The organism is Pontibaca salina (assembly GCF_016307205.1).
Classification (GTDB): domain Bacteria; phylum Pseudomonadota; class Alphaproteobacteria; order Rhodobacterales; family Rhodobacteraceae; genus Pontibaca; species Pontibaca salina.
Map to the genome: position 1 here is coordinate 132,540 of NZ_JAEIJD010000006.1, position 11,799 is coordinate 144,338.

Here is an 11,799-nt window from a genome sequence, read left to right on the forward strand (position 1 = left end):
AGCCACTGCCCGGCACGTCATTATGACGGGCAGTGGCGGAGGTCGGACCGTTCCCCTCTTGGCCGTTATGGGCCGTCTATGAGTATGGTCGCCCCCGCTTGGTAAGCTCCTTGCCTCGCCCAAATTGAGCGAAAAGGACCAAACCAAGCTGATCCTCAAGACGCTTCATCTGCATACTAATTGTTGGTGCGCCATATTCAAACGCCCTACGGCTTCAGAGAAGTTGCCGGTTTCCGGAATGACCAGAAAACTGCGTAGTAACATTAGATCAAGCACCCAATTCATCAAACTCCTCGATGATTTCTTCAATATGTTTGTCTTTTTTATGATACGTAACGATTTATCTGTCTGGCAACACTGCCTTAAGGAGATTCCCATGAACCAGCCCATCAAGGCGATTGCCTTTGACGCCTATGGCACTTTGTTTGACGTCTATTCCGTTGGAGCATTGGCAGAGAGATTCTTCCCCGGAAAAGGGGCTGCCATCGCGTCTACTTGGCGTGACAAACAGATTGAGTACACCCGCCTGCGAACGATGTGCGACCACTACGCTGATTTTTGGCAGGTTACTGGCGATGCATTGGATTTTGCCGCTGAATTTCACGAACTGAATCTGAACACGCCCCAACGCGCCGCACTAATGGATCAATACGCCCAACTGACGGCTTTTGAGGAAAACGCTGGTGTCTTGGCGCAACTGAAAGCGGCTGGTCTCCAGTTGGCGATCCTATCAAACGGTACGCCCGCGATGTTGGATTCAGCGTTGGAGGCCTCTGGGTTGGCGGAATATTTCGATCATGTCCTTAGTGTCGACAGCGTGCGTCGTTTTAAGACCGCACCGGAGGCTTATCAAATGGGGCCGGATAGCTTTGGCTTAGATGTCTCAGAGGTTCTGTTTGTCTCTTCTAATTGCTGGGACATTTGCGGGGCCACATGGTTTGGCTACACCACGATCTGGCTCAACCGCTATAGCCATCCCTTGGAGCGATTGGGCGTCACACCGCATCGGATTGGCACATCATTGGCGGATGTTGCCGATTTCGCGAAAGAACTGGCCCTAAGCAGACGTGAACACAAGTAGTACTGGATCTCCCATGCTTGCTATCCTTTTCGAATTCAATCCACCCGCGGAAGCAGACAGGAGTAGCCGGAGATCGCCGCGAGCACTGCAATCTGGCACATCAATATCTGGAACCACTGTTCGCGTCAGGTTCTGTGCGGGCTTCCAAAGCCGAGGAAAGGCTCTTAACCGACCTCGGATGCGGCGCAGCGTTTCATGACTTGATATGGTGCAGTGTCAGCGTCGGTTTGACAGTGTGGGAGGGCAGGGTGGATTGGAGAAGCTGTCATGCGAACAGCATACTTACCCGCCATTCGCGCACTTCGCCCCGCTTGAAGCAAAGGGCGCATCGTCGGTCAGAAGCGACCGCTGAAGCCCAAACATGTCTGGGCGATCCGCGTAAGGCTTGAGCTGGCTGAGAGCCATCGAGAGCTTTCCCTGTTCAACATGGCCATCTACTCTAAACTTGTCCGTCATCATATAAAATGGGATTTCAGAGCGGCTTAAACCTTGGAGGCTCTGGCTCGTTGGTGTGAATGATTATGTGGCTTGTTTATGGTGTTGCAAGCGGCCAGATCGCCAGAGATGTGGCAGGGCCCGTTGTCGTTGAGCAACCGCGGCTTGAGGCGCACGACCGCCTGGTCGCAACCCGATTCCGCCAGGGCGAGCCCGATAGTGTCGGTCACATCTGCGGCACGCATGGTGCTGCAGAGCTTGGCGGATCATCCGGCCCCGGATCGTCGGGGGGCATGTCCTTCGCCTTCGGCTGGAAGCTTTATATCGACGCCCAAGCTTTGATCAATGTGCCATCAACCGAAAATTGCTCATCCCTCATTCGGGACATTGCTGCGCAATACCCTGCCGGGCAATAGATAAAAGTGGTGCCACCTCGCGGAGCGCCAGGATCGCCCCCTTTCGGCAGATTACTCCGAAATCGCTTGCGATCCCGGTTCTTGGAGAACACGGTTGCGACCCAAACGTTCGTCGGGAAAACAACGCCCCACGCTGTTTTCTTTTCCTCCTCACCGTCGATGCCAAGACCGACGAACCAGCGAAACATCGGGTTGTATTGCATCTGGTCCATCAACTGGCACTCGGTCGAGCGGAAAACAGGATCTGGATCAGGCTGGCCCGGATCGGGCGCTCGGGGGCAATCGAAGGGCGGTCGAAATTAGCATAGAGCGGAGCGAACTCGCCGACGAGGCCGGCAAGAGCGTCGTTGACCAGTTGTCGGAACTTGCGCAGCGGATGTCTGGCGAGAATGCGCTCCTCAAGATCGACGTAGCTGAACAGCAAACCGCTCGTTTCATCTGTCCCGCGCGTCTTGCCCCCACCACGCTCCCGACGCGGAGGAGTCATGTTCTCAAATCGAGTTCCAGAAGAGACAATTTCAGCACCTTTTTAAAGCTCCGAGTGAGAGTTTCCAGGATTTCAGCTGCTGTATATTTTAGAGAAAACTGTCGCCATTCACGCCTCTATCCACATGACATTTTTTTAAGACTTAGCGCACGACTGTTCTCGCCGACCGGCGTGAATTTGGTAAGATATCGTAAAGGGTGCCTAATTGTCCTGGCAGAGACAGGATCGCATCCGTCTGACAGCACCCCGAATTAACTAAATAGCGGTCTTACCACATTTCAGACTGCCATAATTAGACGGCTTGCCGAATCGCTTGGTTGGGGGGTAACGTTTATGTGACAGCCATGGGTTCAATGAAGAAGCCGCCGTCGTTTTACTGAAATACAGGCCGCTAAACGGCGGTGTGGCAACGATGCCTCTGCGATGCGTGACGCATCGGCAGGGGCCTTGCGTGTTCTGGGGATGGGTCATGGCAAGACTGGAACTTACGGCTGGAGTGCTGCTGTCGCGCAGTGGATCCTATGACGCGGTAAGCAACGCCATGTATGCTGGCACCGTTCTGGCCATCGACGAAATCAACCAAGATCCGGGGGCTGGGGTTTTTATAAAACCGGTGGCGGTCGATCCTGGGGGGCAGTTGGCGGGGTATGTCGACGGCGCGCGCACTTTGTTGCAGGATCACCGTCTGGAACATGTTGTCGGCTGCTATACCTCGTCCAGTCGAAAAGAGGTGCTGCCCCTGTTCGAGAAGGCCGATGCGCTGCTATGGTATCCGTCGCATTACGAGGGGTTCGAAACCTCGGAAAACATCGTTTACAGCGGCGCGGCACCGAACCAGCACATCGTTCCGCTGACGGGCTATCTCCTATCGCATTTCGGTTTGCGCGGCTGGCTGGCGGGGTCCAACTATGTCTGGGCGTGGGAAAACAATCGGATCCTGCGTGAGGCCTTGTGCGCTTCCGGTGGCAGCATTCTGGGCGAGCGGTATTTTGCCATGGGCGATACGGATCTTGAGGATCTGGTGCATCAGATCGTCGCGGATCGGCCGGATTACGTTTTCACCACGCTGATCGGCAGGTCCGGCATTACATTTTTGAAAATGTTGCGCGCCGCCTGTGACGCTGCGGGCATTGATCAGGCGCGTGAAATGCCCACCGCCAGTTGCAGCCTGTCGGAAACCGAATTGCCGCTGATTGGGGCATCGGCGGCGGGGCATCTGTCATCCTCGGTTTATTTCTCAACCATCGACACACCCGAAAATGATCGGTTCAGGCGTCGCTGGGCGGCGCGGTTTGGACATTTGGGGCATGCGTCAGCGGATGCAGAAACGGCCTATGTAGCCGTGCATCTTCTGGCGCGAGCCGCTGCCCGTGCGGGCAGCGTGCGTTTCGAGGCCGTACGCGACGCCGCGCGAGGCCTTCAGTATGACGCGCCGCAGGGAAAGATCACGGTTGACCCTGAAAACCTGCATTGCTGGATGTGCCCACGGATTGGCAGATCGCGCGCTGATGGCACCTTTGATATCGTGATGGACAGCCCCGTGGCGATCCGCCCAGATCCCTATTTGACATGGGTGAGCGATATGGGCGGAGCACGCGGGCCGGACCTGCGCGTGATTCGATGAGCCGGACAATCATCAAGAATTTTCGCGGCTTGCGGGCTTTGCTGCTAATGCACACCAGCACGGGCCGCGACACGCTGGAACGCACGTTGGGCAAGCTGGGCCTGATCGTGACCGTGACCGGTGACCTCCCCGATTGCAGGGACATTGCCGCGCGTTTCGATCTGGTATTTTTCGATGCCGACGATGGTGCGCATAGTGCATTGTGCAATGCGCAGCTGCCGAATGTCCCCATGATCGCCCTAGTCGGCAGCGAAGCGCCCAGCCACCTTGCCCGTGTCGTCCGGTTCCGCGCCGCCAGCCATATCCCTAAGCCGGTGCGCAGTTCCGGCGTGTTCACCGCTATCCTGCTAGCGGTCAACGAGCATGCGGCGCGAATGGCGCAGGAAAAGGAAATGCAATCCATGCGTCGCCGCCTTGCCGGACGGCGCTGTGTCATTGAGGCCGTGCTGGCCCTGATGAAATCGCGCAACGTCGACGAACACACCGCCTATGGTTGGCTGCGTCACGAGGCGATGCGCCTGCGGATCCCGCTAGAGACCATGGCCCGCCAAGTTCTAGGCAAGGTTGTCCGCAGCGACCGAGGTTCATCACAAAAGACCGAGCAAATCGGCGCATTGAACGACACCGACGATCAACCAACAGAGGAGAAATGAAGTGACCGACAGACATAGTAGTTTATTCGCCAAAGGTTTAATGGCCGGTGCTGCGATGGCGCTTGCCCTCGCATGTCCTGCCTTTGCCCAGGACGGCCCGATCAAGATCGGCGTTTTGGAGGATCAATCGGGCGATTTTGCCGCCGCAACCATGGTCAAGGTCCATGCCATCCAGCTTGCAGCCAAGGAAATCAACGATGCGGGCGGCATCGATGGGCGCCCCGTCGAGCTGGTGGTTTACGATACGCAATCCGACAACCGTCGTTTTCAGGAATTCATGCGCCGGGTGTTGCAATCCGACAAGGTGGATGCCGTCTTTGCCGGCTTCTCGTCCGCCTCGCGCGAGGCGTATCGACCCATCGTCAATCAGTTCGACGGGCTGGCGTTTTACAACAACCAGTATGAAGGCGGGGTGTGCGACAGCAACATGATCGTCACCGGCGCGGTGCCCGAACAGCAGTTTTCGACCCTTATCCCGTGGATGATGGAAGAATACGGGCCGAACGTTTATACCATCGCAGCGGACTACAACTTTGGTCAGATTTCAGCCGAATGGGTGCGTCAGATCGTCGAGGAAAACGGCGGCAATATGGTCGGTGAAGAGTTCATCCCGCTAGGGGTGTCGCAGTTTGGCCAGACCATCCAGAACATTCAGGCCGCCGATGCTGATTTCGTAGTAACCCTGATCGTGGGCGCGGCGCAGGCGTCCTATTACGAACAGGCGGCGGCGGCCAATGTGGGCCTGCCGATGGCATCGTCCGTCAACGTTGGACAGGGGTATGAGCACAAGCGGTTCAACCCGCCCAGTCTGGCCAACATGTATGTCACCACCAACTATATCGAGGAAATCGACACGCCTGCCTCCAAGGCGTTCGTCGAAAAGTTCCACGGGATGTTCCCCGATGAAACCTACATCAACCAAGAGGCGGCAAACTCCTATATCGCCATGTATCTCTACAAGCAGATGGTGGAACGCGCAGGCAGCACAGATCACGATGCGATCCGGGCCGTGATCGCTGAGGGCGACGTGTGCTTTGAGGGGCCGTCAGGCAACACCTGTCTGGATCCACAAAGCCAGCACATGTCGCACACGATTTATCTGGCCAAAGTAGGCGATGATCATTCGATCACGTTCCCCAAGGTCTGGGAGGATATCAAACCCTACTGGCTGGGCGAAGCGGGTTGCGACCTGACCAAGAGCGACCCAAGCGCGCAATATACGCCATCGTCGCCTCCACCGGCGCAATAACCGCCTAAGCGACAGACCGCCGGGCGGCTGACCCCGCCCGGTATTTTCCCTTGACGATCTGGGAGTATTATTGATGGCCCTGTTTCAGAGCCTATTTGGCATGTTGTATCAATTCGGTGATACCTTCGCGTTTCTGGTGATCGCCTGCGCCGGGCTGGCCGTAATTTTTGGCATGATGGGCGTCATCAATCTGGCGCATGGCGAATTCATCATGTGCGGCGCTTATGTCACCGCCAGCTTGGCGCGCGTGGGTGTGCCGTTGCCGATGGCGGTACTGGCAGGCGCGCTGGCCGCTGGATTCGTCGGCGTGATCGTCGAGCGGTTGGTGATCCGGCATTTGTATCACCGCCCATTGGATTCGATTATCGCGACATGGGGCATCAGCCTGATTGCGACGCAGGGTGTGCTGATCTTTCTGGGATCGACGATGCAGGGCGTCGGCACGCCGTTGGGCAGTGTCGATATCGGCGGGCGGTTTTATTCGATCTATCGTTTCGTGCTGATGGGCGCGGCTGTTGGTCTTCTTGGTGGGCTTTACCTGCTGTTCTATCATACTCGCTTTGGCGTGATTGCGCGGGCGACCATTCAGAAGCCGCAGATGGCCCATGCGTTGGGTGTGAACACCGGACGCATGTATGGTCTGACATTCGGGTTGGGCGCGGCGTTGGCCGGGCTTGCCGGGGGGCTATATGCGCCGACGATGACGATGGTGCCGACGATGGGCGCGACCTTTATCGTTGAAAGCTTCGTAACCGTTGTTGTTGGTGGCGCAGACATCTTTGTGGGGGCCGCTCCCGCCGTCGCGATCCTAGCGTTTATCAAGACCGGGCTGACGGCCTGGTATGGTCAATTGTTCGGGCAGATCGGCCTGCTGGTGACCGTCATTCTGGTGATCCGGGTTCTGCCCGGTGGCCTGTCGGGTTGGCTGAAGGGGACCACACGATGACCGAGACCTCCAACGGCACAGGTTCATCCCAGCCGCGCCTCGCATTTCTCAGGCGCCTTGAGGGTCCGCAGACCATGGGGCGCGGCCCGTTGTTTTGGGGGGCGGCCGCCGTCGCCGTAATGATTGCGGTCGTCTATCCGCTCATGGCGGATGCGTGGACCGTAGGGAATACAGCCTATTTTATGATCTGGACCTTCATGGCCATGGGGCTGGGCTTGGTATGGGGGTACGCAGGCGCGCTTAGCTTCGGGCAGACCGCGTTTTTCGGATTGGCGGGATATACCTATGGTGTATTGACGCTGAATTTCGGAGCCGCCTACGGGCTGACCATAGTTGCATTGCTACTGTCGGTCGCCTTGGGCGCACTGTTCGCCGTAGTGATCGGTTATTTTATGTTCTACGGGCGCATTCAGGGCGTGTTCATCGGCATTGTCACCCTGTCGGTCACACTGGTTATGGAAACCTTCATGTCCCAGACCGCCGGTCCGCAATGGCGCATTGGCGAGGCCCGTTTGAACGGGTTCAATGGCATGTCCGGCATATCGCCTTTGACCGTGCCGTGGCCAGGGGGCGATCTGGTGCTTTTTCCGGGGCCGATACTGTATTATGTACTGCTGGGCCTGCTGGTGCTGTGCTATCTTGGCCTGCGGATCCTGCTGAATTCACCGTTTGGGAATGTGTTGGTCGCAATCCGCGAGAACCCGCACCGGGTGGGGATGCTGGGCTATGATGTGCGTCTCTATCAGATGCTCGCGTTTGCCATCGGCGGCGGTTTTGCCGCCCTATCCGGCGCGCTTTATACTGCCTGGGGCCAGTATATCACACCGTCCAGCATGGGCCTAACCGCGGCTGCGCTGCCGATTGTGTGGGTGGCTGTAGGGGGAAGGCGCGATATCACAGCGACGCTGATCGGCACTCTGGCCGTGCTTTACGGTTTTCAGGCGCTGACCATCTATGGCAGTCAATATGCCCTCGTCGTCATGGGCGCACTATTGCTGTTCACGGTGCTGGTTGCGCCGCAGGGATTGGTTGTTGCGGGCATGAACCTTGTTGCGCGCCTGTTTCGGAGGGCGCAGCGATGACGAAATTGTTGCAGGTCAGCGGGCTGTGCAAGGCATTCGGCGGCGTAGTCGTGGCCGATAAGATCGACTTTTCGCTGTCGGCCGGGGCGATGCATTGTCTGATCGGCCCGAACGGCGCGGGTAAATCCAGTTTTTTCCGCTTACTTTTGGGGGAACACGCGCCTGATGCAGGCACGATAACCTTTGATGGAGATGATATAACGCACCTGCGCTCGTTTCAGCGTATCCGGCGAGGGATCTCGGTCAAGTTTCAGGTGCCGGGCATTTTCAAAGCCCTGTCGGTGCGCCAGAATCTGGAGGTTGCGTTTCAAAGTCATCTGTCCGGTTCCCAGCTGGAACAGACGATCCACGAGATGCTGGAGTTTACTGAACTGTCGCATGTCGTCGCGACGCCCGCCGGAGTCCTCTCGCACGGGCAACAGCAATGGCTGGAAATTGCCATGGCGGTCGGGGTCGAACCTAAACTCTTGCTGCTGGACGAACCAACGGCAGGCATGTCGCCGGATGAAACGCGCAAGACGGGGGATATGCTGAATGAACTGAACAATCGCGGCATCACCATTCTGGCCGTCGAACACGACATGGCCTTTGTCGAGCAGATCTCGAAACGGGTGACGGTGCTGCATTTTGGGTCCATTTTCGCCGAAGGCACCATCGCCGAAATCGTCGATCACATGGGCGTGCAGGAAATCTATTTGGGGACGGTCGATGATGGATGATCCGCTGCTTGAAATCTCGGAACTGGTTGGTGGCTACGGCGGTGAATCCGTGTTGCAAGGCGTGAATCTGACCATAAAACCGGGCGAAATCGTCGCCGTTGTGGGCCGCAATGGCGTGGGTAAAACTACCCTGATGCGCACGCTTACTGGCCTGTTGCGCCCCTCGGCCGGCACCATCCGGTTCGCCGGGCGAGACATCACCTCCGAGGGCGCGGATATGCGTGCCCGATCCGGAATCGGCTATATCCCACAGGGCCGCGAAGTGTTTCCCGAACTGACGATCCGCGAGAACCTGTTGGTGGGCGAGGGCGCCGGAAAAACACGGGGCGCGCCGGATTATGAGATGATCTATCGCTTTTTCCCCATCCTGAAAGAGCGCGCGCGCCAGCGCGCCGGCACCCTGTCCGGAGGGCAGCAGCAACAGCTGGCCATTGCTCGCGCGATGATCGGCAATCCGCGCCTGATGTTGCTGGATGAGCCGTCCGAGGGCATTCAACCATCAATCATCAAGGATATCGCGCGAAATGTGCGCACGCTGAACCGCGAAACCGGCGTTGCCGTGCTGCTCGTCGAGCAGAACCTAGAATTGATCGTGTCGCTGGCCGACCGGGGACACGCGATGGAAAAGGGCTGCATCGTGGCCGACATGGACGCGGATGAAATCCGCTCAGCTAGTGAGGTCCGCAAACATTTGACCATCTGATCGAACGCCTGTCCGGAAGATTGAATTATCCAAGATCACCAGAAAAGGAGCACGAAAAATGACCTGGCTCAGCACTTCTATCATGGCCCGTAAGGGTGTCGCGAAAGGTGTCGAAGGGGCACATCACAAGATCACGATCGAGGATCAGGGCGAATTCCACTATGTCTATGGCCCCTACGCCAAACCGGTTCTAGAGGTCGATCCCGGCGCGGTCGTGACCGTGGAAACTCACGACGCATTCGAGGGCGCCATATCAGAAGTCGTGGACAATCCATCATCGCTGTTGAATTTTCCGTTCCTCAATCCGCAGACCGGCCCAATCTATGTTAAGGGCGCTGAAAAAGGCGATGCGCTGGCGGTTAGGATCATTTCAATCAAACCGCGCGGACCGCAACCTGTCGGAACCACCTGTCTCTTGACCGAGTTTGGGGGCCTCGTCGCCACCGGGGATACCGCGCTCTTGAACGCGCCCCTGCCTGAACGGGTGAAAAAAATCAACGTGGACGAAGACGGCGTCTATTGGTCTGATACCCTGACTTTGCCCTATGAGCCGTTTATCGGCACAATTGGAACCTCGCCGCAGATCGAGGCAATCTCGTCGCTTCAGCCCGACTATTACGGCGGCAACATGGACGTGCCGGATGTCGCGCCGGGATCGATTATCTATCTGCCGGTGAATGCCGAAGGCGGGTTGCTCTATCTGGGCGATTGCCACGCCATTCAGGGTGACGGCGAACTGTGTGGCGTGGCGTTAGAAATGCCCGCGACGGTAGAAATACACATCGACCTGATCAAGGGGCACGGCAATGGCTGGCCGCAATTGGAAACCGAAGAGCGGATGATGTTCATCGGCTCGGCTCGCCCGATGGAAGACGCCGCCCGGATCGCGTATCGCGAATTGGTGCGCTGGGTCGCCGCCGAAACCGGCCAAACCGAAAGCGATGCATATATGCTGCTCACCATGTGCGGCAAGGTTCGGCTCGGAAACATGGTCGATCCAAAATACAGTTTGGGGGCCGCCATCGAAAAGCGTTTTCTCAAATAACGCTGCAAAGAGTTCTGGAGCGTTCCTCAGTCATTCAGATTCAGGAAACCTAGATTGGCTGCAATGTGGCTCCCTGCTTTGAGGCGGATTTATGGGTCACAGATGCGCAAGCCACATCCAACCGAACTGCGAACGCATGTTGTTGCGTTCGTCGATGAGGGCCACGGACACCGCGCATCGGCGCGGCATTTTCTGGTGACACCAAGGTTCGTGAACGAACTGAGTATACTGAGGCGCGAAACAGCGTCGTTTATGTCGCGGCCTCAGGGCAGTGGCGGCGGGCATGGCAGGTGAGCTATGCCCGCAAGTTGGGGGCGGTGTGATCCGGCGGCAGTTTGAATGCTGCTTGATTCCGCTTTGGAATCAATAATTTCAATAATCTCGGGCTGCGGTTAGCTCCAACGGGTTTGCGCAATTTGATTTGCGCCGACATCATCAGTTGGAACACCATGGGAAGGCCAGTTTTGCCGCGGGGCTTTTGACCAGCTTCTCAGCCGCATCCTTTGATGATCCGGGTTTCTTGTTCAAGTTCGTTCCTCGAAAGTTAAGATGAACCAGAAACCCTCCGTTGTTCAAGTTTTGAAACTGTCCGACAGCTGCTGACGTCAGAGATTACCCTCTGGTACGCGGTGTCAGCGCGTCTGTTCGTCCGACCTGCAGAATAAATCATAGACGAGTTCCATGATTTGTCGTGGGCGATGGTCTCTTAGGGAGTAATAGATCGTCTTGCCCTCCCGGCGAGGCTGGACCAGCCCCTCCAGACGTAGGCGAGCCAGTTGTTGCGAAACTGCGGCCTGCCGAGCAGAGAGAAGATCTTCAAGTTCGGTGACCGACTTTTCCCCGGTCGCGAGATGACACAGGATCATCAGTCGCCCCTCATGGCCGATTGCCTTTAGAAAATTCGCCGCCTTTGTGGCGTTATGCATCATGCGCTCGAGCTCGTCGTTGCTCGTGTTCTCGTCAAAGACCGGCAGGCCAGAATCTGTCGCTGGTTCGGGTGTTTCCGGGTGTACGTTCATCATCCTGAGAGCTCCTGCGCCTGTGCTCGCTCCATCATTTTACTTAGCAACCCCCAGAAAAAATCTTCTCCTGGATACCCCTCTATCCGCCCGACCTCTCTGCCGTCCAGTAACAGTACAAAAGTCGGCGTGAAATGTAGCTTATTCGCGAAGCTTATACCTTTGGGTGCCGTGTCTTTTATATCCATCCGGCGCAGCGGCGCGGCTTGCCCTTCAGGCGTCTTGGGGTAGATCGGTGCGATTTCTTCGTCCCAGCGAGCGCACCAGATACAGCCCGCCTCTTCCACCATGATAAGCGCCATCGCTCCGGCGGCCGCAGCATCCGGAGTTTCGGCGGAAT

At 57.1% G+C, this 11,799-nt stretch carries 12 protein-coding genes and 3 pseudogenes; 10 read left to right on the plus strand and 5 right to left on the minus strand.

Annotated features, from left to right (window positions below):
* Positions 1 to 76: 76 nt before the first annotated feature.
* Positions 77 to 142 (minus strand): hypothetical protein, encoded by a 66-nt coding sequence (locus JAO82_RS14465; protein ID WP_408635527.1) that lies wholly within the window; start codon positions 140 to 142, stop codon positions 77 to 79.
* Here JAO82_RS14465 and JAO82_RS09245 point away from each other — a divergent pair.
* Together JAO82_RS09245 and JAO82_RS14285 are read left to right on the plus strand one after the other, a co-directional pair.
* The gene (locus JAO82_RS09245) at positions 125 to 1,081 is read left to right on the plus strand and encodes a haloacid dehalogenase type II (RefSeq protein WP_232897316.1); all 957 of its coding nucleotides are present in this window, start codon (positions 125 to 127) and stop codon (positions 1,079 to 1,081) included. The two genes, JAO82_RS14465 and JAO82_RS09245, sit on opposite strands and share 18 nt — an antisense overlap.
* Before the next feature lie 327 nt (positions 1,082 to 1,408).
* Positions 1,409 to 1,528 (plus strand): annotated as a pseudogene (locus JAO82_RS14285) (integrase); the annotation flags it as partial.
* A 101-nt stretch (positions 1,529 to 1,629) separates the two neighbouring features.
* On the opposite strand, the pseudogene JAO82_RS14290 reads toward JAO82_RS14285, so the two are convergent.
* A pseudogene (locus tag JAO82_RS14290) lies at positions 1,630 to 1,776 on the minus strand (IS3 family transposase); the annotation flags it as partial.
* Positions 1,764 to 2,419: pseudogene (locus JAO82_RS09250) on the minus strand (transposase); the annotation flags it as partial. The pseudogenes JAO82_RS14290 and JAO82_RS09250, both read right to left, overlap by 13 nt.
* A gap of 469 nt (positions 2,420 to 2,888) precedes the next feature.
* Between JAO82_RS09250 and JAO82_RS09255 the strand changes: the two are divergent.
* The 8 genes from JAO82_RS09255 to JAO82_RS09290 all read left to right on the plus strand — a co-directional run bounded on the left by JAO82_RS09255 (position 2,889) and on the right by JAO82_RS09290 (position 10,440).
* Positions 2,889 to 4,043, plus strand: a complete 1,155-nt coding sequence (locus JAO82_RS09255; protein ID WP_198686092.1) for a transporter substrate-binding domain-containing protein — start codon at positions 2,889 to 2,891, stop codon at positions 4,041 to 4,043.
* Positions 4,040 to 4,696 (plus strand): ANTAR domain-containing response regulator, encoded by a 657-nt coding sequence (locus tag JAO82_RS09260; protein ID WP_198686093.1) that lies wholly within the window; start codon positions 4,040 to 4,042, stop codon positions 4,694 to 4,696. The genes JAO82_RS09255 and JAO82_RS09260 overlap by 4 nt, the downstream gene beginning before the upstream one ends.
* 1 nt (position 4,697) lies before the next feature.
* Positions 4,698 to 5,945 carry an urea ABC transporter substrate-binding protein gene (locus JAO82_RS09265; protein ID WP_332872511.1) on the plus strand — a complete coding sequence of 416 codons (1,248 nt, stop codon included), beginning with the start codon at positions 4,698 to 4,700 and terminating at the stop codon, positions 5,943 to 5,945.
* A 73-nt stretch (positions 5,946 to 6,018) separates the two neighbouring features.
* A complete protein-coding gene (locus tag JAO82_RS09270; protein WP_198686094.1) occupies positions 6,019 to 6,891 on the plus strand; it encodes an ABC transporter permease subunit in 873 nt (290 codons plus the stop codon).
* Complete coding sequence (locus JAO82_RS09275; RefSeq protein ID WP_198686095.1) at positions 6,888 to 7,973, plus strand: ABC transporter permease subunit; 1,086 nt, start codon at positions 6,888 to 6,890, stop codon at positions 7,971 to 7,973. Before JAO82_RS09270 ends, JAO82_RS09275 begins: the two co-directional genes overlap by 4 nt.
* Positions 7,970 to 8,692: an ABC transporter ATP-binding protein gene (locus JAO82_RS09280; RefSeq protein ID WP_198686096.1), complete on the plus strand. Its 723-nt coding sequence runs from the start codon at positions 7,970 to 7,972 to the stop codon at positions 8,690 to 8,692. The genes JAO82_RS09275 and JAO82_RS09280 overlap by 4 nt, the downstream gene beginning before the upstream one ends.
* A complete protein-coding gene (locus tag JAO82_RS09285; RefSeq protein ID WP_198686097.1) occupies positions 8,682 to 9,395 on the plus strand; it encodes an ABC transporter ATP-binding protein in 714 nt (237 codons plus the stop codon). The genes JAO82_RS09280 and JAO82_RS09285 overlap by 11 nt, the downstream gene beginning before the upstream one ends.
* 58 nt (positions 9,396 to 9,453) lie before the next feature.
* Entirely contained in the window at positions 9,454 to 10,440 is a 987-nt protein-coding gene (locus tag JAO82_RS09290) for an acetamidase/formamidase family protein (RefSeq protein WP_198686098.1), read from the plus strand.
* 632 nt (positions 10,441 to 11,072) lie between these two features.
* Here JAO82_RS09290 and JAO82_RS09295 read toward each other — a convergent pair.
* Together JAO82_RS09295 and JAO82_RS09300 are read right to left on the minus strand one after the other, a co-directional pair.
* Positions 11,073 to 11,459, minus strand: coding sequence for an ArsR/SmtB family transcription factor (locus JAO82_RS09295; RefSeq protein WP_198686162.1), 387 nt, complete (start codon positions 11,457 to 11,459; stop codon positions 11,073 to 11,075).
* On the minus strand, positions 11,459 to 11,761 hold the full coding sequence (locus JAO82_RS09300; RefSeq protein WP_408635528.1) for a hypothetical protein: 303 nt from the start codon (positions 11,759 to 11,761) through the stop codon (positions 11,459 to 11,461). Before JAO82_RS09300 ends, JAO82_RS09295 begins: the two co-directional genes overlap by 1 nt.
* Positions 11,762 to 11,799: the final 38 nt, after the last annotated feature.